A 24,241-nucleotide genomic window follows, 5' to 3' on the forward strand; every position below is an offset into this window, starting at 1 on the left:
AGGGGCCGCAGCAGCACCCGCGGCTCCGGCCCCTTGCCCGACCGCCAGCAGCGCAACGCCGTCGAACGGTGCATCAACCGCCTCGAGCAATAGCGCGGCCTGGCCATGCGAACGGACAAACTCGCCACCGCCTATCAGGCCGCACTCCACCTCGCCGCCATCCTCATTTGGACAGTCGCTTGACCGCCCAAGCAGCTTGCCCGCGAGGATGGCCACATGGACGATCTTGTGGAGTTCCTCATCGCACGCCTCAACGACGACAACCACGCCTACGCCTATGTGGCCGGCACCCTGGGCGGCGAGGCTCTACTCGACAGCCACCTCCCCATGCTCGACCTGATCGAGCAACTGGCAAGGGACTACAAAGCCATGGATCCCTCAGACTCCCGCTCGGTCGGCCTGGCATACGCACTACGAGTCCTTGGCCAGTCCTACACCGAACACCCCGCCTACCTGCAGGAATGGCGCCCCTAGTCTTACAAAGGCGTCCAGGAGGGCGTTGACTTCCCGGGTCACCCGCCGACCGCTGTCAGGGTCGGCGAGGATCCGGACTCAGGCCACCTTCAGGTCGTCGGCGTCCGGGTCGTCCGCGGACGAGGACGCTGCGGGAACCGTCACCGCGGTCGGTGCCGCCGTGGCGGCAAAGGACGGCGTAGCGAGCAGGAGGGCCGGGGCCAGGATGCCCCCGGCGATGCCAGGCGCTACGCGATGCAGCCGCAAGAGCAATACCCCTCATCGTCTGCTGCGGCGGTGAGTTGAGGACGCCTCAGGGCGGTCCTCTTCCGTGAACCTGCCACCTGGGTCCGGCAGTGGCCTTGAGACGACGCGTCAGCGCAGCAGCATCGTCAGCCCTCCGGAGATGGCAGCCGCCAGAGTCAGGACGCGAGCAGTTGCGGACGCAGCCCGTGCGCCGGCAGCGGGATAACTGGACCCATCACGCCGGGCCAGATAGCCGGCTCCCACGCCGCACAGCAGTGCGACGAGAACGGTGAGAGTACAGGCGAGCAGAACAATGGCGGTGTGTTCGGACACGGCGGGATCCCCCTGTGCGGCGGTGGTGTGAGGTGCCAATGTCCAACTTCGCGGAGTTGCTGTTCGCTGCAGTTCGGTGAACGAAGATGAACAGCGGCGAACACACTGCACTCGGCGGTCAAGAAAGAGCGGGGGAGGGACGCATGGCGGACACACCACAGCAGGAGGCGCTTGCCGAGCTTCGCGAGCGCCTCAAAAACGCCCTGGTGGCCAAGCGTTACCCCACGCAGGACGCGTTGGCGCGGCGCGCTGGGCTGGGCCGGACCGCAGTCAACCAGGCACTGAGCCTCACATCATCAGGGATCCCGTCGGACACCACCGTGCGGAAACTGGCCATAGCCCTCGGTCTCGACGTCGCACCCCTGCTGGCGTTGCGTCAGTCGGCCTGCGGTGAGCCTGCACGTCACCTACACAGCGACGGCAAACAGCCGACGCCACCACATGGATACGGCCTCGATCAGCGCAGTCGCAAGGCGGTGGCTGCGTATGCGCGCCGCCTGCTCGCGTTGTACGACAGGGTTCCTCTGAGCGACCTCGCCCGCATGGCGGGGACAGGCCTGGAGCGGAGGGTCCGGTTGTCCGAGGTATTTGTCCCCCCGCGGTTGCAGGCCGACGTACCGCCACCGCAGATCAGCCCCAGCGACTTCCAGGAAGACACAGCCCGTGTGCTGACTCGTCTGTCCGGCCTGGCATCCAGCAGCACCAACCGGGACGCATTAGAGACGCTCCTCGACCCCGACAACAAATGCGTGGTGATCCTGGGAGACCCGGGATCGGGCAAGTCCACACTCGTGAGCTATCTGGGAGTCCGATGGGCCCGTGACCAGATAGCGGACGGTCCGCCGGCCACTGCCAGGCACTTCGTTCCGCTGGTGATCTCGCTGCAGTCCTACCGTCCCGATCACCGGGAACCTCCGCGCTTCGACCAGTATCTGATGGACCGCTATGACGAGTCGGGGCTCGGGCTTCCCGCCGACGTGCTGTCCGCCGTCCTGACTCAAGGCCGGGCAGCGCTGATCTTCGACGGCCTGGATGAAATCCTTGATCCTACGGCCCGAATCGATACGATGCAGCGCATTTTGGACTGCACCTCACTCTGGCCCGAAACCCGGATCATCGTGACCTCGCGGCTCATCGGATACCAGCGCGCGGTACTGGACCAAGCCGGCTTCTCCCACTACACCATCGTCGACTTCGACCGGGCCGCCATCAACCAGTACCTGCGCCAGTGGTACGCCAGCGTGGGGATCGAGCCGGACCTGGCGTCCCGAAGAGCCCAGGAGTTCGCAGCGCAGCCCGCTGTGCAGGATTTGGCCCGCAATCCGCTGCTGTTGACGTTGCTGGCCGCCGTGGGCCGCGACCCCAGCCTCCCCAGTGACCGAGTGGGGTTGTATCAACACGCGGTCTCCCTCCTGATCGACGACTTCACCGAAACCACCAGGAACCTTCCACGCGCCCATCCGCCAGCCGTCGCGGACCTCCTCCACGCCCTGGACGTAGGAGACTGCACGGTCATCTGCCAACGCGTGGCCCGGGTGATGATGCAGGGTACGAACGGTGTAACAGGCAATGCCATCAACAGCGACGACCTGTTTCAGGTGGTTGCCCGCCAGCTTCACGAGGAGCTGGGGGCCAGCCACGCACTGGCCGAAGAAACAGCCGCGGTACTGGTGCGGCAGATGTCTGAACGGTCCGGCATCCTGATGGCCTACGGGCCGAACGTCTATGGCTTTATCCACCGCACCTTCCTGGAGTATCTGGCCGCTGTCGACATCTGCCAGCGCTACCGCAGCCGGGAATGGACTGCCGAGGAACTGCTGGAAGACGTCATAGCCCTTCGCGCCCGGGATCCTGCCTGGCACGAGACGCTCCTGCTGGTCATCAGCCAGCTCGAGGAACACGACGCAGCCCAAGCGGTAGACCGCCTTCTCATGCTGGGCACATCTGGGGAGCTCACCCCGGCAGACAGTGCCGTGCTGGCGCTGCGTGCACTCGCCGGCACCAGTGCCATGGGCGCCCTGATCGGCCCCAGCATCGCTGCGGTCGATGCCGCGATCATGCTTTTGACTCCTCAGCTGCGGCAACGACACGAACCGGTCCTCACTCAGGCCCTGCCCACACTGGCATCCTTCAGCCCTCAGTGGCCGGGGCGTGAGCGCTTCTTGCGCTGGTACTGTCTCGTCGGCCAATTCACCCAAGCCAGCGATGAACCGGCACGAGCCGTCTGCGCGCTGCAGCACAGTCTCGAAGACCTGTTGAAGCTCGCCCACCGCACCTATGCATCGGCAGCCCGCATTGCGATCCTTCACCACATCACCTCGCTGACAACCGGGCCTGCTGCAGCACGGCGCCTGCTATTGGCCGCACTTACTGCAGGCCAGCCGTCTGCGCGCATCGCTGCCGCGCATGCCCTGGCGGACAAGATGGATCAAGACGACGAGACGCCACGCCTCTTGACGGCTCGGGCGGCCAACGATCCGGACCCTTCCGTGAGAGCGGCCATCCTGACCTTGCTAGCCGGTCACTGGGGCCGCGACGGCAACACGCTCACACTGCTGGCCCACCGCGCGACCGTGGATCCCGATCCATGTGTCCGCTGGACCATCGTGATTTCCCTAGCCAATACCTGGCGCGACAATCCTGAGGCCCGCACCGTGACGGCAGCCCTGGCCGGCTGCGACTCCGACCCCATTGTCCGCGCTATCAGCCTGCAGGCCACGATGCTGATGGCCAACGGCTCCACCGATACACGCAACGCGCTGCTGCGCTTTGCCGCACGGCTGCCCGACGCGCAGATCCGCTGCATGGCATTGCGTAACCTCGCTCGCCGCGCCCCCCAAGACGAGAACGCCTTCCATACCGTCAAACAGGCGGCAACCGACCCGCATGAGCTGGTGCGTTGCGCCGCCGTGGAAACCCTCGCGCAGCACTGGGCCTGGCGCGAGGACACGCTGCCCGTCGTACGGCAAGCTGCCGAGGATCCCGATGGACCAGTTCGCGCCGTGGCCATCGAGACGCTCGCACAGCGTTGGGCCACCCACAGCGACATCCTCGCCATCGTTGACCAGGCGGCCCGCGATAACCACCCCGACGCGCGGTTCGCCGCCTTCCAAGCCCAGGCCTGGCTGAGAGGCACAGACCACACCTCGTGGACATCCCTGACAGGGGCGGTGGCAGAAGACCCCGATCCGACCGTACGACGGCGGCTCATGCACCTCATCGCCCTGGCTGAGTTCGATGGTTTTCCTGCGCAGACCTCGCTGGAAGAACGCACACGGCATGAACCGGACCCTGCTGTACGGGAGTGCGCCTGGGAGCTGTTGGCCTCTTGTCACCACGCCGTCGTCTGCAGACCGACCCGCAACTGACTGACCACGAGTATTGGGTTCCGCGGGCGATGCCCTCACGGCACCCGATCAGGGGCCGCACTGCGCAAGGCGAGCACGGGGGACAGACCTTGCCGCATCCGGGACGAGGCCGGGCCCGAAGGCCCGGCCCTCGCCCGTAGCACCTCTGTGCTGCCACACACGTGCTGCTGATCACCGACCGCCACGGAACACCCCTCGCCGTGGCGCTGACCAGCGGAAACCGGCACGACGTCACCCAGCTCATGCCCCTGCTGGACATGATCCCCCGCATCTGCGGGCTGGTCGGCCGCCCCCGACACCGGCTACGGCGGCTGTTCGCCGACCGCGACTACGACTACGACAAGTACCGTCGGCTCCTGCACGCTCGCGGCATCACGCCGAAGATCGTACGCAAGGGCACCGCCCACGGATTCGGTCTGGGCAGGTCCAGATGGGTCGTCGAGCGCACCTTCGCCTGGCTCCACCAGTTCAAACGCCTGTGGATCCGCTACGAGATACGAGCCGACCTGCTCCTCGGACTACTGCAACTCGCCTGCAGCATCATCTGCTTGAGGCGACTCCGAACCTCATCCTGAGATGATCAGTAAGAGAGCGCGTTATAACGCACCGCCTCCGCTTGGGCAGACCTGGGGAAACTGGTCTGCCCAAGCGGGCTGCTTAGCGGCCATGTGGGGAGACCGGGACTGTTCCGGCCTCCCCGAGATCAAGCGATGTTCCGCATTGCCTGCTGCAGGTCGAATTGGCCTAGGTCAGGACGGATGGGGCTGGTGAGCGGCCCGGCCGGGTCGACGCCCAGGTCGTTCAGACAGCGGGTGATGATGAGGTCCTGGCCCGGTACGGCACGGGGAAGGACGGGCCGCCAGCTTTCCAACTCGTAGGTGTCCCCGGTGATCCACTTGCTGCCTTCGCGAGGCACGGCGATCCATGAGTTCAACTGGTGGCACTCCAGTTGGTCCCAGACGGTGTCAGCCAACCCGCCGTAGAGGCCGGGCACGCACGCCTGGATCGCGTGCCATTGTTCGACGACCGCGTTCCGGGGAGCCGGTGAGAAGGCGGCGTCCCAGCGGGCCTGCGGTGTGGGGGTGAGCACGATCTGGAATTGATCATCGCCCCATGAAGCGACTTCGATCTTCTCGACGTACTTGCTCGAGCCGCAGTAGGGAGCGGGAGCGGCCTTCGCGGACGGTGCGAACCCGATCAGGCCAATCGCAGCCGCCGCAGCGATGAGGCTTGCGGCCGGCTTGCGACCGGTCCGACGAAACAGCGTTGCTCGTTTCACGGGACAAATTCCTTCCGGGAGGCGGGCGGGGCGCCCTGTGGTGCGGAGCAGTCGGGTCCAGCATGGCGGCCACGGACGCGTCTAGCGAGCGCATGCCGGGCAGTAAGCCCTGGTCGGACAACAATTGGACGGTTGTGAATAGGTGAACTCATGGACAGGGCTGGCGGTAGCTGCGATCGGCGGGCAGGTAGGTAGCCCACTCCTCGTGTGTCAGCGGATCACCCGTTGTGCGGCAGATCAGTGTGATTGCGTCCTCGACGTCCGTGGTCCAGATCCACGCTTTCCTCTCGTCGCCGCCGGCGACGAGAATTCGGGTACGCGGCTGGTAGTTGATCGGATACATGGCTCCGGTGCCCATCCGGAGTGTCGCGTAGACCGTGGGGGCCCTGTCGTCGTGCAGGTTCCACAGCCACACCGAGCCGTCGCCGGCCGTCGCGGCCAGGCTTGTGCCGTCGGAGGGGAAAGCGAGGGAAAAGACGTAGCCGTGTGGGCCTGACAGAGGCGTCCCTTCGGCTTTCGGATGGCTCGGGTCGGTGATGTCGTACAGCCGGACAGTACTGTCGGCGAGGCCGACCGCCAGCCGAGTGCTGCTGGGGTCGAACACGGCTGCATAAACGTAGTGTTGGGCGGGTGTGAGCGGTTCGCCGCGCGGCCTTGGTGCCTTGGGGTTGCTGATGTCCCAGAGCCGCACGGTCTTGTCTGCGCTCGCGGCTACCAGAAGCCTCCCGTTGGGGCTGAAGCCAACTTCGGTCACCATGCCCTCGAAGGTGCCAGCAGTGGCGATCTTCTTGGGGTGGCTAGGACTTCGGACGTCCCACAGGTACACGGCTCCATCGCGTGCGCCAGTGGCAAGGACGGTGCTGTCAGGACTGAAGGACAGGGTCTCCACCTGCTGGGAATGCGCCTTGAGCGGTGGTCCTGACTGGGCCAGTGGGCCCGATCCGTCGCGTTTCCACAGTTGTACCGTTCCGGATCTGCCGTGGCCTTGGGCGAGCAGCCGGCCGTTGGGGGAGAAAGCGACGGTGCCGGAGAACCCGTCGGGGTTGGGCAGGGAAGGCCCGAGCCGACGTGGAGTCTGAGGGTTGCTGACGTCAAAGAGCTGCAAATCGCTGCTGCCCAGAGCCAAGGCCTTGCCGTCCGGGCTGAACCGTGCCGCGCTGACGGTATACGTCATGCCCTCCAACTGCGGCGATAACACAGGCCACAAGCGGGCGATGCCGTCATTCGCCCCGGTGAGGACGCTTTTGCCGTTGGGGCTGAACTTGACTGCGGTCACCGGGGAAGGATGCGGCAGTGTGGCCAGGGTGCGGCGGCTGGCGATGTCGATAAGCCGCAGCCCCTTGTCGCTGTCAGAGCTGGCGATCGCCAGAGTGGTCGCGTCCGGGGAGAAAGCGATGGCGTTGATGTAGGAGGCAGCGCCTGCGATTGCCTTCCCTGCGGGGCGGGGCCGACCTCCATCGTCTGTCGACCAGAGATGGACCAGGTTGTCGGCGCCGCCGGCGGCGAGGAACTTGCCGTTTGGGCTGAAGGCCAATTGGCCGATCGCTTTCGTCGTACCAGGGACGCCGATCGGGCCGCCTGGACGGCCAGGGTCGCTGATGTTCCATAGCTGCACGGTTCCGTCGTCGGCCCCAACGGCGAGCTGCTTGTTGTCGGGACGGAACGATATGGACTTGGCCGGTGCCGCTCTGCTAACGCGTACGGTCTTGCCCAGAGGCCTAATGGACAAGCCTTTCAGCGCCCACAGTCGCACGCTGCCAGGAGTACTCCCCTTCACTGGTTGATCCGCGATGGCTGCGGCCATCAGACGGCTGTCCGAACTGAAAGCCACGGAGTAGACCTTCACTCCGAGCGAGGTGAGAGAGGACAGCGGGCGGGGAGCTGCCGGGTCTCGGGTGTCCCACAGATGGATGCTGCCATCGGCACAGGAAGCGGCCAGCAGCCTCCCGTTGGGAGAGAACGCCAGACCATAGATCTTCCGGCAAACCATCCCGGCCTGGTACGGCAATGCCCGGGGGTGACCCGGGTTGGTCAGGTCCCACAGCCGCACCGTGTTCTCCACGGCAGCCGCGGCGACAGAACCGCCCGGATGAATACCCACCGCATACATGATGCGGGCGTCCTTGGCGCCGACCATACGCACCGCTGGAGGAAGCGCCGTTGCCTCAATGAGTGCAGATCGGGCTTCGATGGTCGGTGAGATGCGGTACGCAGCCAATGCCAGCTGGCGCGCCACGTTGACGTCCTTGAGCCGCACGATGCTCGACTGGGTCGCGAGCATCCGTGACTGAGCCTCATCGCGTTGTTCGCGCAAGTCATGAGCCTGGTAGGAAACCAGGCCTGCCAGCCCGCTCACCACTAGGACAAGGAAACCTAGCACGATAGCTGTCGTTCTCAGCAGGCGCGCTTTTCTATGCGACTGCTTGACGGACGCATCGATGAATTCGCGCTCCAACTGGCTGACATCCGCTGGGTGACTTGCTCGCCATTCCTTCGCTTGCTGGAGCCGGGTCGCGGAGTACAGATCTGACCTGGGTCGTCTGGCCTTGTCCCAGATCCGAGCATCGGCGGCAATCTGCTGGGCGATCAAGCGGCTTCTGCGGTCAGCTTCAAGCCACCTTCGCAATTCCGGCCATGCTGTCATGAGCGCTTCATGCGAAATCTCCACGCTGGCCTCGTCGACGGTCAACAGCCTGCCGGCCACGAAGCGGTCGAGTACTTCTTCCACTTCGGCCCCATCATGGCCGACATCCTCAAGAAGTTCGCTATGCGCCACCTGGCGACGGGTGGCGGTTCCAGAAGGTGAGACATGCACCAGACTCAAGAACATTCTCCGTGCATGAGCCTGCTGGTCCGCCGACAGACCCGTATAGATGCTTTTGGCGGTTTGCCGCAGGGCGCCCTCTACACCGCCCACCGCCTGGTAGTTGGCTATGGTCATTTCCCTGCCGCTGCCACGTTGCCAGGTGATCTGCAGAGCATGGGAGAGCAGGGGAAGGACCCCTGCCTGATGCGCGAACCTGCCTCCGCGTGCGGAGATGTCGCCGAGTACCGTCTCGACGAAGCCGGCTTCCGGATGAACGTTGAACGCCCGGGCGGGCCGTGCGACCACACTGGCCAAATCCGTCTCGCTCATTGGTTCGACCACAACAGGCGGTCTTCTGCCGGTCAGTGTGCGCTGTGCGTCTCGCAGAAGGACGGCGTCGAGAAAGTCCAGGCGCACACCGAGGATCACGAGTGCAGCCGTGGGTGCCGACGCCATCAGGCGCAGCAGGGCAAGGAACGCTTCGAGGGTTTCTTCGTTGCCGGGACCGTCCTCGGCGCTGACCAGGGCACGTTCGAACTGATCGATGATGACCACGACCCGGCTGTCTGTCTCCGGCAACGCCTCGCTGGCTGCGTTTGCGCCCTGATGCACCTTGAGAATCTGACGCATCAGCGACTGCACAGCCTGCGCTCCGGCGCGCAACTGGCCAGCAGTCTCATCGGTGTCCGCGTCCAGGTGAGCAGCTGCAGCTCTGGCCAGGCCGTCCAGCGGATCCGGCTCGTTACTCTCCGAGACCACGTTCAGCACTGGCCAGTTGGCACTGTTGCGAAGCCGGTTCTGGCTCAACGCAGGAACCAGGCCCGCTCGCAGAATCGATGACTTGCCTGATCCAGAAGCTCCCGTCAGAAGGAGAGCACCGCCGTTTGCCTGTGCATCCTTGAGTTCGTTCAGCAGACGCTCGGTGATCGCGTCCCGCCCGTAGAAGACTTGGGCGTATGCGGTGTCGTAGCTCTCCAAGCCGCGGTAAGGCTCGGTAATGAAGGGCGTCGGGCGTGGCCGGGACCGCAAGTTTCGGGCGCTTTTCAGCCACGCCAGTACATCGGCGGGATCGGCCACCCCGTAAGTTCTGAGCACATGTTCGAATGCCGGCTCATTGCTCTCCCTGACGATGCCGCCTTTTTCCCAGTTCTCGATGGTCGAATGCGCAACGCGATGGACGGCTTCGCATGCCTTCGACGCCTGACGCAAGGAGAATCTGGCATGTACGCGCAACTGGCGGAGTGCATCCCCGAAAGCATAGGGATCTTGGAATCCGCCGGAGGGAGGCGGCGGGGGTATCTGCGGCGGTAGTTCGCTCACGGGTCTCCTCGTTGAGCACCACAAGGCAATTAGCGTGACTGTACTGGTTTGAATGGCCCTCTCGCACCGAGCGAGCGTCCAATCTCTGTCCGATCCGCCGGTCATGCCGGCCAAGACCCAGGTACACACGCTGATGTGGAGCTCTGCCGAAGGGAGGCAGTGAGCAAGAACACCGCAGCACCGATCGCGGTCACCCTAGTTGCGGATCATCTGAACGCCGCAGGCCGCTGGGAACGATGTCGCATGCTGGCGCTGTCCGATAGCTGTCGCCTTGGTGCGCTCAGGCCAACGGCAGATGTCTGATTCGGCAGGCGCCGTCGTTCGGACGGCCGTCCTCCTTCTGGACGCAGGTCAGCACTCATACGGTGGCCTGGGCCCGCAGTTCCTGGCAGTCAGTTCCCATCACCTCGAAGGAGGATCACGGTGGCCACCCTCTCACCGGCGCCGGGCCACTCCGGCTCCACCCGCTCCACGCCGCCGACCGACAGCGTTACCTGGCCGCACGTCGCCAAGACCCTTGGCATTCTGCTCTTCATCGGCTGGATGCTCACCCGCGGATACAACTGGTACCTGACTCTCGCGATCACCAGTGGCGCTGTCACCATCGCCACTGGCCTGCCTCGTGTTCCTGTGATGCTGACGCGGATCGCGCAAACACTCAGCGCAAGTCAGCAGTAGCCGACAAAGAACCTCGCGCCTGATCGGTTCGGTAGGGACCACCGAGCGCATCAACGAAGGGCATGGGACGGGGACTCCGGCCAAGGAGGTGGCCGCGGTCATCCTGTAACCGGCGGCGGTGCATCGCGACTGATCGAGACGGCGATGCACCGCTCATCCATCCCCGGTAACGCGGAACGCGTATACACGCCATGCCCTCCGTGAACAGACGAATCAATCTGTCGCAGGAGCGGCTGAGGGCATGTCAAATGTGTGTGCCGCAGCGTCAACGCCGGTCCGGACCAGCGATCCGATGAGTACTACCCGGCCGCGCCCTGAGCCGCTGGGTGGTTGGTGATCCAGGCCAGGCCTCGGAGGTCGAATTGTCGGCGGGCGCGGGTGACGGTAATTCAGTGCAGTAGGGCCCGGCGCCGTTTCGACGGCCCCGGGTCCCTTGCAGAAGCCCCGGGACTACTCTTCGAGAAGGCCTTGAAGCTCGGGGGCACCGGCAGAGCATGACGGCGAGCGCTCCCAGAACGAGAGTGGGCGAAAACTCCATGGCTGGCGCAGGCCGGCAGTGACTGTGTGAAGACCGAGATGCAGCGTCTGTGCGAAGGCAGCGGCTTTCAGGCCGAGTGGCCAGCCCGGGGCGAACGATGAGGCCGTCAGGGCTGGGTAGCTGACCCCTCACCTTGGTCGGTTGCTGGTTCCTGGGTGACGCTGGCGGTGGGCTGTGAGTCGCTTGCGCTGTAGAAGACCGAGTTGCCCTGCTTGGAGCGTTGCGCCAGGTTCTTAGCGACGAGCCCTTCGAGGGAAGTGCGCACAACGGTGGTCTTGGTGGTCCGGTCAGGATGGGCCTGGACGAGTGCGGCGGCGATCTCGGCTGCGGAGCGTGGTTCGCTCTGTTCGGTGAGGTGCTGGCGGACGAGGTCGACCAGTGTGGGCGTGGCAGGCTGCTTTTTGGCGGCCCGCGCAGCAGGCTTCTGGGAGGCTCGTTTGCCTCGGCCCGACGCAGCGGACATGCGCTTCGCCTGAGTGCTCTGCTCGCTCCGGCTAGAGCCGGCTTCGCTGCGGCGCGGTGCTTGGACCGTATCGTTCTCAGGAGCGGCCACCTGGCTCACGCCGAGCGCTTGCTGCATGGTCACCAACACGGTGTGATCATGCTTGAGTCCATCCAACTGCGCCTGCAATGAGGCGATTTCGGCGGTGATGCGCTCCTGCTCTTTCGCGTTGCGCTCCAGATCATTAGCGACCTGAGCAGCGTACTGCGATGTCAGCTCGGTGGCAGTAACAGCATTTCCGGACATGATCCTGGCCTCTCCTTGTTCACTGCCGCGATGGGAACATGCCCCGACCAGTGGCTAGTCCACCTGCGCGTCTGTCGTCGGCGGCCCCCGGATGTGAGCGTCCTGCAACCCCCAAAGCACCTTGGCTCACTGATACTACGCATGACGTTAAGAAACCGACGAGCTTCTGCCAGGTCCCGACTAACAGGCCGGCCAGATTTCCCAGCTGTCTTCCGCCCGCCAGCGCTCCTGGTCGACGCAGACCCTCACTGCCCGGCCGTTGCCGGCCGTCACGCCGGGGTCACTAGCATGGTGCCTTGGCAAGGGCAGCCGTTAGCCCCGCATCGGGTGACTGACGCTATCTTCGCCCGCAGGATCCCCAGCAAAGGAGCATGCGGGCCGCGGCTCAGGCGGCGTCGGCGCTGGACTGAGTCGGGCCGCCGAAACGCTTTCCGAACTTCTCGGCGTGCTCGCCGATCAACGCGCGAGCACCCTCGCGGAACCGCGCCTGAGTCAAGTCGGCATCCATGACCTGCCCGGCGTATGCCTCGGGCGGCAGGTGTCGCTTCGCAGCCCTCTCCTCCAGCTGCTCGTAGGGCTCGTCACTGATCGTGATGCGGATTTCCCGGCCATGGTCCTGCGGTAGCGCCCCTGAATAGCGCGCGGCAGGCTGTCCGCGAAGCTCGCCGGCCGGAGTCGATGGCTGGCAGAACAACGGGTGAATCGCCGGCAGGGGAGGCCTGCCGGGTTGATCCCCTGGTGCATCAGATCCCTCGGGCCTCGCGCCAGACCTTGAGCTGTGAGGCGATTTTGGAGTCCGCACGGAGCTTGTCGGGGGTGCCTGTGAAGGACCGGATGAGTTCAAGCAGGACGCGGTCTGCCCGCTCGGTGAGCTTGGGCGCCATGAGTTCCACCAGCTCGGCCCACTTCGCCTGAGGCAGCGTGTCATCCAGCTTCGGCTTGATCGACCGGAAGGCGAAGGACCGGAGCGCATAAGCGGCCTGCGGGCCGTCGAACCGCTTGATGAGCTCGATGTAGTACGGCTCGGCGTTCCAAGCGACGCCGTAGCCGTTCGTCAGGAAGACGTTCACGAGCGTGGCGACGTAGGGGGCCGTCAGGAGCGTGGGCACCTCACCGTGGCGGCCGACGACGTCGCGGAGGCGCCGCGCGACCGGCGGCTCGTTGTAGAAATTGTTCGTCCCCTGGTGCGCGCGCATAAGGTCGTCCAAGGCCTCCTGGATCTCGACGAGCCGGTCAGACTCGGGAAGGTAAGCCGCGCCGCCGTCGACCAGCTCCAGGAGCTCCTTGGCCCGGTCAGCCCGGTCCTTGTCCGCATTGGCCCGGAAGCGCGCGAGTTTCACTCCGAGCTCGCGGCGGGTGTCCTCGCTGATGAACGGCCAGAGCTCGGGCCACAGCAGCCGGACGTTGTCCAGGACGTGCGGGTCAGCAGTGGGCGGCGTGTAGATTCCGAAGAGGCCGTTGGCCAGGTTGTTCGCCTGCTCCTGCGGGAGCCCGCCGAAGAAGGTGGCCGCATTCTTCAGCTCGGTGCCGGCGAGTGCTGCGGCCTTGACGTTGTGGAGAAGCCTGCCGATCTCCGCGACGACGGGGCGGGTCTTGAGCTGCATGACTTCCCGAATGCAGGTCTGCAGCCAGTCGGCGAGCTTCAGGCCCGTCAGCTTCTCCACGTTGGGATGCGCGGCGCTCGCATGATTGCGCATGTAGTTGATGTGGGTCAGCTGCTGGTGAGCGACGTCGCTGATGAGCTGGATCTTCTTGGCAGCGTCCAACAGTGCTGCGTCGTTGATCTTCGCGAGGTCGTCACGGGTCTGCAGGGACGCCCGGCGGGCCGGGTCAGCCTCGGCGAGGTCGAAGAAGTAGGCCACGTCGAAATCCGCGACCCGGTCCCGCAGCTGAGTGATCGTCTCGTCCCAGAGGTAACTCAGGGCGGCGTCGAACAGGCCGGCCGCCCCAGCGATGATCATCTTGGAGATGTAGGGCGACCGCGCCAGCTGCTCGGCGTCCAGCTCGTTGAGGATGTCCGGGGTGTTCTTGAGCAGGACATGGCGGTCGCCGGGGCTGACGATGATGCTGTCGGTCGGCAGGCCCCACTCCTCGAGCACCGTGAGCATGAACTCTTCAAACGCCACCAGGTCGGCGCGTGCCGCGCTCACCAGATCCTTCCGCTCAACGGATGCGGGCAGGTTCTGCGGAGCGTCAGCGGTCATGGAATGTCCTTGGGTTTGAGGTGGACTTCCAGGCGGCTATCGGCGGCAGCAGCCCGAAGCGAACCTCCCCGGTGAGGTCCTTCGAGGGTACCTGTCCGAGATCACCTCGGACGCACTATCCCTTTGCCTGTCACGGAAGTTGGCGTGTTCCCGGAGGAAGGGCGAGGTGGGCGCGGCCGTTCGTTCGGCCGTCTGGTCCTGCACGCGCCGGAACCACAGGGCGTTCGTCGGCGGCCTGTGCGCTCGGTCCATGGAGGGAGGCCGACCACTTCCCGGCTTCGTTCCAGGCCAAAGCGCAGCTCGCCCTCCAGTGAACTCGGAAGGGTCATCTCCAATCCGCGGGGCCGCCGCGAGCAACAACGCCTGCGCGCAACGAAGCTGCCTCTCGAGCAATGACGCACGCCCCGGCACCGCCCCAACGCGCCGTGCAGCAGCTAGAGCGTGGAAAGCCGAGTCCTGCCGCAGGATGACGCCTGTCCCAACAGGCGCAACCGGCCGAGCCTGTCTGCCTCCATCGGACAGCCGACATGAGGACTTGTCCCTCGCGCCCTGTACCACCGCAGCAGCGGGCCGCAAACGGCCCGGCTCTGCCCCTCAGGGCCCGAGTCCGCACCATTGGCTCGCCGGCGATTGCCCGCCGCGCACGCAGAGACGGCTGCCGCATCCCCGCCCTCACGGCCCCGCCGCCCCGAACATGCGCTTCACAGACGCGAACTGCCTATGTGCGGATTCAAGCACCGGCGCACGGGGGAGCGGACACCCTTGAGCGCGCATGCACGCGAGTCCGTAGACCCCGGACGCGACGGCGGACCGCACCGCGGCGGGCCCGGGCCGCTGCAGCACGAGAGCGGGACGAGCGCCCTCGGACACGCTCCCCTCGCCCGCGCGGACGGCAGTTCCTCCTCGATGCTCCGTGAGGCCCGCGACCGGTCGGCACACCGCGGGCAAGGACAGCACCGCCATCCGACCTACCACGGCACAGCCGTGCTCGCCGGGGCAGCACACCACCTGGGACCGGGCGCCGTCGTCACCACCGACGTCACCCCGCTGTTCCGCCGGCATCGTCGGCACGACCACTCCGGCCCCTGGCCCGAGGGGCCCGTTGACGTCAGCGATGGGCCTGCGCGCCCTGGATGCCCACTCGCCCTCGCACGCACCTGCGGACAGCGATCCGGCCGGGCGTCCTGTCATCCCGAGCGCCGTCCGGTCACGATGCCCCGCATCAAGACACCAAGGGGCCGGAGCAGCACCTGCTGCTCCGGCCCCTTGGCCGACCCGTCGACCCGCCGGCTCAGCGGCGCTTCTTGCGCTTCTTGCCGGTCTTGCGCTTCTTGTCTGCCTCCTTGAGCGAGGGCTTGGGCCCCGGCATGTAGTCGACCGCAGGACCCTGATCACGCGTCATCGTCCGGAAGATCACGATGATCACCAGCAGGGACGCCACGGCCCCCACCGCGGCGGAGACCATGCACCCCACCGAGCCCATGCCCACCCAGAGGGCCAGGGCCCCGGCGCCGATGCCGCACCCGGCCATCCCCGCCAGGACTATGAACGAGACCGCGCCCGCGCCCAGGCGCGAGTCGCGGAACGACGAGGTCACGAACCGGAGCCCCTTGCCGTTCAGCGCGAACTCCACGCTCTCCAGCTTCAACGTCGGGTCGGCCCCTGGGCCGGGGTCGTCATCCGACATGTCTACGTGCTTGTACTTCGCCATCGATGCCCTTCTTCGTTCGTCTCTGCTCCGCCCCGGAGGAGGCGGACCGCTATCCCACCTCCATTCTACCAGTCGCATACGTGTGACATCAGCATGTCATCAAGCACTCTGCTTGATGATCACTGATTGAAGACTGGATGTACGGGGCATAAAATTCGCTCTTGCGCATACGCAACTGGAACGAAAGGGGTTGCAAATGCTATGAACATGTCAAAAACCGGACCGTGGTGGGCCGCAAGGAGGGTCGATTCTGAGTGATCCAGAGGTGCCAAACGCCGCTCTGTGCTGTAGCTTTCTCGTGCCGACGGGTACTTGGGGCGAATGAGCGGCGGTCCGAGGTGCAGCTGTTTCTCTGGAGCCGGCCCGGGAACCTGCAGGAGGTGACAGGCGTGATGAGTTTCGCTTGACTGGACAGCCTAAGAAGCGCATCATGTATGTATAGCTTGTAGCCCCAAAGATGCCTGCCAGCATGCTGAGGGCTGCGAAGACGATGGAGGGAAGCATCATGTCCAGGACTGCTGGCACCACTGCCGACGGAGGGCGTCCAGCTGCTTCAGGACGAGGAACCGCTCCCCTGGAGCGAGTGACGGTCAACCTGACGAGCAGGGCCTCCAAGGCGCTCGAAACCGCGGTGGAGCTCACCGGGGACAGTAAGACCGACAGCATCAACCGGGCATTGAGCGTGTACGCCTACGTCGAGCAGGTGCTTCACGAGGGCGGATCAATCCTGGTCCAGGGCGATCCTGACGCCGCCCCGCAGAAGCTGGTCATCTTCTAACTGCCCGCCACCTGCTGACTCTCCTGATCCGGCTGTCTCCGCCGCGCGTGCGTTCCTCTCTGCCCCGCTATCCCAAAGCCACGGCAGGACCCTGCGCGCGCAACGGTGCCCCGATGACGTCAACCTTTCCGTCCCGGGGAAAGACAGCCAGCGTAAGAGGACAGGTGCGGGGCGGTGTGCATACCGAGCCTTGCACGCCGCCCCGCACCTGGTCCGCACCCAGGAGACTGCTGCTGCGGAGACGGGGGCATCAGCGTCCCCGGTACCGCGCCGGCGCATCTGTTCACCAACCCCTGGCCTTCTGTGCCGACCCGAGGCGAGAGACACCGCCCGAAACAACCGTGAATACCAGCCGTCGGCCCGGCGTAGTACCCGGTCCGCCGCTGGCGGAAGATCTTCACCGAACCGCATGCCCGGGCCGACGCGATCACCTGAGACCCCAACGCCAACTCCACCATCTCTCCGTACCCGCCAGCATGTTTCCAGGGCGCCCGAGAAGGAGGGAAACTGCAGCAGAGACCGCCCAGCGGCGTCACCACACAGTTGGCCGGCCATGGGGACTCGAAATGGCCGCGCAGCGTGTGATGCATCCGGTCTCACAGATCCAGGGGAAGCTTGTGCAGGGCTCCCGCCTTGCGACCCCCCGAGCCGGGGCGGGAGCCCCGCCGGCCACAGCCGGGGATGACGGCGTTGTGGCGGAGGAAAGAGTCCCTGGCCCCCGCTATTGCCCTCCGGGGCGATCGCTCGGCCGAAGCCTCGCAGAGCCTTCCGCCGCGTAGGCGAGCGTCCTTCGCGACCCCCACCTTGCTGCTGCAGTCTCCGGCTGGCGTCACGCCTGCGAGGTCGCGCAAAGCGTCTCGGTACGGTGACCAGACGGGCCCTGGGGGAGTTGGACGGGCGTGGACGACTATGACGTTTTCGATCTGCAGGACAGTGATTTTGCGCCCGTTGAGGCGACAGGCCGTCGGCTCGCGCTGCTGACCCTCGAGGAAGCACATGATCTTCTGCGGTTGCTGGTGACCTTGGCGCAGGAGAGCGGGCCGGTGTCGCCTGAGGCGGACCGGCTGGCGAAGGAGATCGCCGCACGCATCCCGTCGGAGAACTGAGCATCCAGCGGTAGGGCCCCACGGCAGGGGAGAGACAGAGTGGGTACGGCAAACCGGGCAGCACTCGAGCTGCTCGTCATGGTGGGGGAGCGGCAGGAGAGCGCGCAGCACGGCTGGGTCCTGGACCTGGATGGAGTGCCGCGCGAGGGCGTGATGAACGCGGCCGCATCGTGCCTGGTGGAGCTGGCCGAGCGCGATGAGCGGGCAGAGCTGTCAGCCCGGTTGGGACGCCCGGTGCGCTGGGCGGCCCGGCTCACCCGTCAGGGCCGTGACCTGCTGCTGTATGCCCGATCCCAGCCCTTTGCCGACTATGCCGCACCGGGACCGGAATACCGCCTGGTGGAACTCATGCCGTCACAGATGGACGCAATACGGCTCTTCACCAGCCTGGCGGACCGGCTGCAGATACAGCCCCAACCGGACCTCGAGGACCGGGTGCGCGCGGCCGTGCCGGACCGGATGAGCGGCCGCTGGCGGCTGTACCTCACCGAGGAGCAGATGGCCTCAGTTGCCTACGGCCTGTGGCTGCACAAGATGGCCGGCTCGGCAGCAGAGGCCAACCGCTTCTCCCGCGACCACGGCATCGCCCACACTCCGGCACCCTGAGCCTGACAACAGCATCCACTCGCGGGGACTGGCGTGACGGTCGGCGGCGACTCACTGCCCTAGGACGGGGCCGCCGGTAACGTATCGGGCTGTCCACAAGGACCGTATGGCCGCGTCCGGCACAGCCAATGGTCCGGCAGGAAGAGCTGGTCAGACATGTGAAGCCTGCTGATGTTCTGGCAGCTCCAGGCGGCCTCGTCACCAGCCTGGACACCTCAATGACGCCTCTGTGTAGGGCCGTAGCAGGCCGGGCTCCCTGGAGCGGTTCAAAGCCGCCAGGCCAGAGACTGGCTGGGGCTTCCGACCCGGCTGCGTACACGGCCGTGTCCTGCCCGCCCGGGACGCAGGAAGCGGCTTCTTCCGCTCACAAGGCCAGCGAAAGCGTCCTGCCCCTACCCGTGGCAGGCTGCCGCTCACCTTGTATGGACCGTGCGCCGAAGTCCCCACGGCCACCAGCTCGTTGAGGGCACCACCGGGCATACGGCCCTCACACCAGTTGGCGGCTACACGACGAGGCCATGCGCTCTTCGGGCTTGAGCCCACGCAGTGTCCAAAGCCCGTACAAGGCCAGCAGCGGTTTGCCGATCACCCATTCGACGGGACGGTAGTCATCCGCCCGCACGAGTCGCTCGGCGAGATCAGGGCGCTGCCGCCGCACGTACGCCCGGGCCTTGAGCGCATGAGCCGGTTGAGAGACGATCTTGATGCGGTCGGCATCCTCCAGCAGCGGGATCACATTCGTGACGTTCTCCCATGTCGTCCTGCTCTTGTCTTCGAGAAGCAGAGTGCCGCAGAACCCGAGCACCGACCTCGCGTAATCAGCCATCAACTGGGCCTCCGCAGCGTGACTGCCGACCGCACCACCGCTGAAGATCACTCGAGTGTCTTGCGCACCGCCAGCGGCAACAGAGCGGAGACCGGCACGAACACGCCATCGGTTGACGAAGTTCGCCGTCGCTTGCGGATTGCGGTAACCCAACACCACAACAGCTTCTGATGTGCCCCCATGACCCGTCACGAGGGACCGGGACCAGCGCCAGTTCAACCACTCGCCCCAAGCCAGGACTACCGCGCCGGTGACCGCGAGCGCTGCTCTTCGTCGCATACAAGGACTCTAGGGTGGACCTCTCCTCCCGGCGGCAGAGATCGCCTCCGCTCCGGTGACGTCTGCACAACACTCCCGCTAGGGTCCCGTCATGATCAGCGAAGGCGCGCTGCGCGGATACCTCCTTAAGGAGGTCCTGGCCTGGCTGTTGCGTTCCAGCGGATACGAGGTGCTCACCGCGCAGGACGACGGTGAACAACCACCGTGGAAGACGCTGGAAGAACGCAACCACGGCCTGGTGGTACGCGGCCGGGGAGCCTGGCACCAAGCCGACACGCTTGGCCAGTTCCGGTTTGTGCCGCCGTTCTCTCTCCCGGTCCGTCTCTTCGTGGAAGCGAAGTTCACCCAGACCAAGGTGCGGCTGTCGACCGTCCGCAACGGTCACGGCGTCCTTCACGACGTCAACGAGAACGTCATGACCACCATCGCGACACACTCGGGCCCGCGCCGGCCCAGGACCCGATACCGCTACAGCTACGCCATCTTCTGCACATCCGGGTTCAGCCAGGACGCCCAGGAGTTCGCCCTCGCCCACCAGATATCGCTCGTCGACCTCTCCGTGCCGGACTTCGCTCACCTACGCGACCTGGTGCGCACCGCAGCGAAGGACGTACACACGGCGATGAAGGCGCTCCCGGCGACCGACCTTCCAACCGTCAACGAGATGCGCAACTACCTGCGCGGCCCCTTGCTGAACCTGTCGCGGCAGCCGATCGCCACCGAGCCATCGGTGACCGCCCCACTCGACGTTCTGGCAGAGAGTCTTTACAGCCGGTCCGCGCTGGGCCTCATCCTGGCTTTCCCGGCCGCCCCCTTCGTCCTCGGGCTCGCCTCCGACGACTTGTACAGCTTCGTCCGCTACGCACTTCAGCACCCCACCCACTCCATCCGGCTGCGCCGGCTCAGGCAGGCAGGTCCCCACCCGGTCTGGCAGATCCGCTCCGAGGATGACCCGGCTGCCTACGCGCTGACTTTCGGCCTGCCGGAGCAGGTCGAGGCATGGATCCTCGATCAGGAGACCAGCACCTCGTCCCGCATGCGGTGGGTGAAAGAAAGCATGCTCTCTGCCATGACGCTGTACTGGATGGACGGGGACCACGCGCACACCTTCCAGCTCCGATACAGGCCGCAGGAGATCATCGCGCAGAGCACAGGCGACCTCACGTCCTGGCCGCTGGCCGACGACCTGCCGCACCCCCCGACCGCCTGACGTATCCCGCCCAGCTCAAGGCACGCCTCCACCCGCAGCGTTGGACGACAGTCCAGCCGATCCGCGGCCGCCGAAGCAGGCGGGACAGGCGCCTGATACCGCACGACCGCCCCTGCCTGAATGTCCAAGCGCCGCGGATACGATCACACGCGTGTCCATAGAGGCTGTCACTTCCCTCGTCACCGCCACTGTCGCCGTAGTCGGCGTGCCCGCGGTCTACCTGCAGGCCCGAGCCGCCCGTCTGTCAGCCGAAGCAGCTGGACGGGCACAACTGCATCACGCACGGCAGACAAGCCAGCACGCGGCGAGCGTCGAGGTGCTGGCCGCAGCAGACGAGCTCAAACGCGCCTGCGACCACAGCGACAGCGCGGCCTGGTGGCTGACCACCATCTACGAAGACGAAGCCAGTGGTGACACCGGGCGCCGACAGCGGGCAGCAGAGCAGAGGGAGAGTGCCGAACGACGGCATGAGGAGGCACTCGATCACGCGTTTGAAGCATATGAGCGTCTGGTCAAAGCGGTGGCACGGCTGGAGCTGGAGGGCCCCGACCAGCTCATCGAATCTGCGGCCAGGCTGGCCGACCTCGGAGATCTCCTTCAGCTTCCAGGGCGCACCACAGGCTTCGACGAAGATGATCTTGTCTATGTGACCGAACACGAACAACAACCCTTCACCTGGGTCGTCAGCCAATTCGCCGAAGCTCGGCACACATTCATCCGCCACTCCCGCTCGTACTTCAACGACATCTGAGCCCGCCAACCCCATTCGGTGACCAGCCGCCAAGACCAGCCTGTGCCCCTGGACGCGCACCACACCACGCCAGAACGAGCTCCTCCAGGTCCAGAGACAGTGGACCGCGGTCGGGGAGAGGGCGGGCGGAAATCGGGGGAGGCAATGGGGGTGCTGTGCTGGCCGCCGGTCAGCGGTGGCCAGCACGCTTCTCTCAACGTGCCCACTTCATCCGCCCACACTTGGTGCGAACCCGCGTGTCGCTCATGGTCAACACGCTTCTGCGGACGCTCCAAGACCGGTGCAGGCAACCGCAGCCGACCGCTGCCCGGAGGCGGCGGCATCGACCATGACAACAGCGCCATGTATTCCCCGGCCCGCAGCGACGCCCGCAGCGCCGCCGGGCAGATAGTCCGATCGTGCACGGGGTGTCGCCGGGCCGCATGCGGCGTGCTCAACGTCGTGCTGACCATCGCACTTATCCATCGATCGGGTAGAGGCACTGCCGTCTTCGGGCGGGTCACCGTCAGGGCCCGCGAAGATCACAACCAGTTGGTGATCTCCGAGAGGACACGCTCGTGCGCTTCACCCCTGCCGTCGCTGCTGCCATCGCCTTCACAGCCGTGCTGCTGCCCGCCACCGCCCAGGCCGCTCCGGCTCACGCCCGCCACCGCGAGGCCGGCCAGAGCGTCACCCTGCCAGTGCGCGAGGCCCTGACTCACATTGCGGTAGCCGACGAGGACCGCACCGGCTATCAGCGCTCGGCGTTCAAGCACTGGGTCGACGCGGACCGGGACGGCTGCAGCACCCGCGCCGAGGTCCTCAAGGCCGAGGCCGTCACCGCCCCCGAGCAGGGGCCGCGCTGCGCTCTGTCCGGGGGCCAGTGGTACTCCCCGTACGACGACCGCTACATCCAGGGCCCGACCGGCCTGGACATCGACCACCTGGTCCCGCTCGCCGAAGCCTGGGACTCCGGGGCCTCCACCTGGTCGGCAGCCGAACGCGAGGCCTACGCCAACGACCTGGGCGACGACCGCGCCCTGATCGCGGTGTCGGCCGCATCGAACCGGTCGAAAGCGGACCAGGACCCGACCACATGGATGCCCCCGGCAGAGGGCTACCGCTGCCAGTACGCCACCGACTGGATCGCCGACAAACTCCGCTGGAGCCTGAACCTCGACGAGGCCGAAAAGGTGGCCCTGACCGACATCCTCGCCCGCTGCTCCAATGTACCGATCACCGTCACTCTCGCCCGGTGAGCCTGCAGGCAACGGCGGCGTCCCGTTGCAGCGTGGCCGACAGCGCCAGGTACCAGCCACGCCGGCACGGCACACACCGCAAGAGCGCAGCCTTATGCACATCAGGCCGCCGCGGACCCTGTCCTGCACAGTCCGCGGCGGGCGGAAACACAGGACAGGGCCGACTGCAGCGTCTGCAAGACGTGCCACCCCAGTGTGCCTCACGGGCTGGTGCTCCGGATGTGACTTGCGGCTGAAGGGCCGCCTCGCTGCACTGGACGAGAACCAGGTCGCGGCCCGTCGGGCGCCGGCGCGGTCTCCGGCTCGCCCATCCCGTCCGGGCCGACCCCCACCACCCCGTCCCTCGGTTCCCTGACAGGCAGCTCACCAGGGAACCGGGCCGTGCTCGTCGAAGAAGCCGCCGGTCGGCCCGTCATCGGGCAGCGTGGCGAGCCGGACGACCACGGCCGCGCCGTCGGCCGCGGTGCGGGTGAGGCCGGGGAACGCGGTGGTGAAATCGGTCGCACACGGCCCCGGATCGGCGGCGTTGACCAGGATGTTGCGGCTGCGCAGTTCCTTGGCGTACTGCACGGTCAGCGAGTTGAGTGCGGTCTTGGACGGGACGTACGCGGCCAACGGGGGCCGGGTTGTGAAGTAGTCCTCGGGATCGGTCATCCGGGCGATGGAGCCCAGTCCACTGCTGACATTGACGATCCGGGCGGCGGGGGAGCGGGCGAGCAGCGGCAGCATCGTGGTGGTCACGCTGATCACGCCGAACACGTTGGTCTCGAACACCTCGCGTACGGCGGACAGTTCGACACTGCCAGGGCTCTGGGCGGCGAGGTCGCCGGAGATGCCGGCGTTGTTGACCAGGATGTCCAGCCGGTCAAAGCGCTCCTCGATCCAGCGGGCGGCCGACAGGACGCTGGCGCGGTCGGTGACGTCCAGGGTGACCGGGTACACCCGCGGGCCCAGGCCGGCTGCGGCTGCCGCACCGCGGTGCGGGTCGCGCGAGGCCAGCAGGACGTTCGTGCCGAGCGAGGCGAGCTGGGCTGCGACCTCGCGCCCGATGCCCTTGTTGGCACCGGTGACCAGGGCAGTCGTGGTTTGTGTCATGAGTTCAGCCCACCATGGGGGAGGCTTGCCGTCCTGCCCAGCGGCAGCGTCCAGCGTTCATTCCAGGAATGCCTCGCCGCTGACGCGGCAGACGGCCACCGCCTCGCTCAGCGAAGAAGGGCAAGCCTGTCCGGAGGAGCCAATCACCGGCACGGCAAGCCGGAACATGATGGTGTATGCCCGCACGAGGCGGAGGACGGAGCTGGATGGGACACAATGTCACCGAGGCAGCCGAGTCGGAGGGGGAGTCTTGGACGCGGGCATTTCGCTGAGCGAGGCGTTGCACGAGCTGAGGCGCGAGCTGTACGCGGCTCAGGACGTGGGAGCCGGCCAGCAATTACGGTTCGAGGTGGAGCAGGCGCAGCTCACGTTGGATGTGGAGTTCCGCCGCGACGGCACCGGCGGCGTGAAAGTCGAGGTCGGGCTGCCCGGTGCCAAGGCCAGCGGTGAGGCTGGAGGCGGCCTGGGAAGTACTCACCGCCAGACCCTGACGCTCACGCTCCAGGTCCGCGACGAGTCGCTGGGCGGCGCACGGGCCAAGATCAGCCGCCCTGGCGCAGGCCTCGGCGACACGGACGGCGCCCAGGTGCGCAGTACCGATGCCGAAGCGCCGGATGAAACACCCGATGATTCGAAGGGGGCTGTGCTGCGGCCGTGGGAGTCATGAG

Annotated in this window: 20 protein-coding genes and 2 pseudogenes; 12 read left to right on the forward strand and 10 right to left on the reverse strand. The window is 66.2% G+C overall.

What is annotated here, in order from left to right; translation table 11 throughout:
- Window positions 1-45: 45 nt before the first annotated feature.
- Both AQJ30_RS38970 and AQJ30_RS23865 read left to right on the forward strand, forming a co-directional pair.
- Window positions 46-183: pseudogene (locus AQJ30_RS38970) on the forward strand (IS5/IS1182 family transposase); the annotation flags it as partial.
- A 33-nt stretch (window positions 184-216) separates the two neighbouring features.
- The gene (locus AQJ30_RS23865; protein ID WP_067237627.1) at window positions 217-474 is read left to right on the forward strand and encodes a DUF6221 family protein; all 258 of its coding nucleotides are present in this window, start codon (window positions 217-219) and stop codon (window positions 472-474) included.
- A 78-nt stretch (window positions 475-552) separates the two neighbouring features.
- Here the strand turns inward: AQJ30_RS23865 and AQJ30_RS23870 are convergent, their stop codons facing one another.
- Window positions 553-720 carry a hypothetical protein gene (locus tag AQJ30_RS23870; RefSeq protein ID WP_245727044.1) on the reverse strand — a complete coding sequence of 56 codons (168 nt, stop codon included), beginning with the start codon at window positions 718-720 and terminating at the stop codon, window positions 553-555.
- 108 nt (window positions 721-828) lie between these two features.
- Window positions 829-1,032 (reverse strand): hypothetical protein, encoded by a 204-nt coding sequence (locus AQJ30_RS37170; RefSeq protein WP_079084242.1) that lies wholly within the window; start codon window positions 1,030-1,032, stop codon window positions 829-831.
- 143 nt (window positions 1,033-1,175) lie between these two features.
- Between AQJ30_RS37170 and AQJ30_RS23875 the strand changes: the two genes are divergently transcribed.
- Window positions 1,176-4,400 (forward strand): NACHT domain-containing protein, encoded by a 3,225-nt coding sequence (locus AQJ30_RS23875; RefSeq protein ID WP_067237630.1) that lies wholly within the window; start codon window positions 1,176-1,178, stop codon window positions 4,398-4,400.
- A gap of 167 nt (window positions 4,401-4,567) precedes the next feature.
- Window positions 4,568-4,975, forward strand: a pseudogene (locus tag AQJ30_RS23880) (IS5 family transposase); the annotation flags it as partial.
- Window positions 4,976-5,103: 128 nt separating this feature from the next.
- Here AQJ30_RS23880 and AQJ30_RS23885 read toward each other — a convergent pair.
- Together AQJ30_RS23885 and AQJ30_RS23890 are read right to left on the reverse strand one after the other, a co-directional pair.
- Window positions 5,104-5,679, reverse strand: a complete 576-nt coding sequence (locus AQJ30_RS23885) for a hypothetical protein (RefSeq protein WP_067237632.1) — start codon at window positions 5,677-5,679, stop codon at window positions 5,104-5,106.
- Between the two features lie 148 nt (window positions 5,680-5,827).
- Window positions 5,828-9,805, reverse strand: coding sequence for an nSTAND1 domain-containing NTPase (locus AQJ30_RS23890; RefSeq protein WP_159052368.1), 3,978 nt, complete (start codon window positions 9,803-9,805; stop codon window positions 5,828-5,830).
- A gap of 423 nt (window positions 9,806-10,228) precedes the next feature.
- Here AQJ30_RS23890 and AQJ30_RS38490 point away from each other — a divergent pair, with 423 nt between their 5' ends.
- Window positions 10,229-10,483, forward strand: a complete 255-nt coding sequence (locus AQJ30_RS38490; RefSeq protein ID WP_159052369.1) for a hypothetical protein — start codon at window positions 10,229-10,231, stop codon at window positions 10,481-10,483.
- Between the two features lie 644 nt (window positions 10,484-11,127).
- On the opposite strand, the gene AQJ30_RS23900 is transcribed toward AQJ30_RS38490, so the two are convergent.
- From AQJ30_RS23900 to AQJ30_RS23915, 4 genes are all read right to left on the reverse strand, one after another.
- The gene (locus tag AQJ30_RS23900; RefSeq protein WP_067237639.1) at window positions 11,128-11,769 is read right to left on the reverse strand and encodes a hypothetical protein; all 642 of its coding nucleotides are present in this window, start codon (window positions 11,767-11,769) and stop codon (window positions 11,128-11,130) included.
- Window positions 11,770-12,154: 385 nt separating this feature from the next.
- Entirely contained in the window at window positions 12,155-12,463 is a 309-nt protein-coding gene (locus AQJ30_RS23905; protein ID WP_067237642.1) for a hypothetical protein, read from the reverse strand.
- A 49-nt stretch (window positions 12,464-12,512) separates the two neighbouring features.
- Window positions 12,513-13,973 carry a hypothetical protein gene (locus AQJ30_RS23910; RefSeq protein ID WP_245727045.1) on the reverse strand — a complete coding sequence of 487 codons (1,461 nt, stop codon included), beginning with the start codon at window positions 13,971-13,973 and terminating at the stop codon, window positions 12,513-12,515.
- Between the two features lie 1,291 nt (window positions 13,974-15,264).
- Window positions 15,265-15,684 carry a hypothetical protein gene (locus AQJ30_RS23915; protein WP_067237644.1) on the reverse strand — a complete coding sequence of 140 codons (420 nt, stop codon included), beginning with the start codon at window positions 15,682-15,684 and terminating at the stop codon, window positions 15,265-15,267.
- Between the two features lie 583 nt (window positions 15,685-16,267).
- Here AQJ30_RS23915 and AQJ30_RS23920 point away from each other — a divergent pair.
- The 3 genes from AQJ30_RS23920 (at window position 16,268) to AQJ30_RS23930 (ending at window position 18,174) form a co-directional block, all read left to right on the forward strand.
- A complete protein-coding gene (locus AQJ30_RS23920) occupies window positions 16,268-16,462 on the forward strand; it encodes a hypothetical protein (protein ID WP_067237647.1) in 195 nt (64 codons plus the stop codon).
- Window positions 16,463-17,361: 899 nt separating this feature from the next.
- Complete coding sequence (locus tag AQJ30_RS23925) at window positions 17,362-17,568, forward strand: DUF6417 family protein (RefSeq protein WP_067237649.1); 207 nt, start codon at window positions 17,362-17,364, stop codon at window positions 17,566-17,568.
- A 39-nt stretch (window positions 17,569-17,607) separates the two neighbouring features.
- A complete protein-coding gene (locus tag AQJ30_RS23930) occupies window positions 17,608-18,174 on the forward strand; it encodes a DUF6417 family protein (RefSeq protein WP_211279112.1) in 567 nt (188 codons plus the stop codon).
- 487 nt (window positions 18,175-18,661) lie between these two features.
- On the opposite strand, the gene AQJ30_RS23935 is transcribed toward AQJ30_RS23930, so the two are convergent.
- Window positions 18,662-19,279, reverse strand: coding sequence for a YdcF family protein (locus tag AQJ30_RS23935; RefSeq protein WP_067237651.1), 618 nt, complete (start codon window positions 19,277-19,279; stop codon window positions 18,662-18,664).
- A 91-nt stretch (window positions 19,280-19,370) separates the two neighbouring features.
- Here AQJ30_RS23935 and AQJ30_RS23940 point away from each other — a divergent pair, with 91 nt between their 5' ends.
- The 3 genes from AQJ30_RS23940 to AQJ30_RS23950 all read left to right on the forward strand — a co-directional run bounded on the left by AQJ30_RS23940 (window position 19,371) and on the right by AQJ30_RS23950 (window position 22,478).
- A complete protein-coding gene (locus AQJ30_RS23940) occupies window positions 19,371-20,489 on the forward strand; it encodes a hypothetical protein (protein WP_067237654.1) in 1,119 nt (372 codons plus the stop codon).
- A gap of 151 nt (window positions 20,490-20,640) precedes the next feature.
- Entirely contained in the window at window positions 20,641-21,240 is a 600-nt protein-coding gene (locus AQJ30_RS38495; protein ID WP_159052370.1) for a hypothetical protein, read from the forward strand.
- A 557-nt stretch (window positions 21,241-21,797) separates the two neighbouring features.
- Entirely contained in the window at window positions 21,798-22,478 is a 681-nt protein-coding gene (locus tag AQJ30_RS23950; protein ID WP_079084245.1) for an HNH endonuclease family protein, read from the forward strand.
- A 363-nt stretch (window positions 22,479-22,841) separates the two neighbouring features.
- On the opposite strand, the gene AQJ30_RS23955 is transcribed toward AQJ30_RS23950, so the two are convergent.
- The gene (locus AQJ30_RS23955) at window positions 22,842-23,573 is read right to left on the reverse strand and encodes an SDR family oxidoreductase (protein ID WP_067237658.1); all 732 of its coding nucleotides are present in this window, start codon (window positions 23,571-23,573) and stop codon (window positions 22,842-22,844) included.
- 250 nt (window positions 23,574-23,823) lie between these two features.
- Between AQJ30_RS23955 and AQJ30_RS23960 the strand changes: the two genes are divergently transcribed.
- Complete coding sequence (locus tag AQJ30_RS23960) at window positions 23,824-24,240, forward strand: trypco2 family protein (RefSeq protein WP_067237661.1); 417 nt, start codon at window positions 23,824-23,826, stop codon at window positions 24,238-24,240.
- The last annotated feature ends 1 nt before the right edge of the window (window position 24,241 follow it).

The organism is Streptomyces longwoodensis (assembly GCF_001514125.1).
In the GTDB taxonomy this organism is placed as follows: Bacteria; Actinomycetota; Actinomycetes; order Streptomycetales; family Streptomycetaceae; genus Streptomyces; species Streptomyces longwoodensis.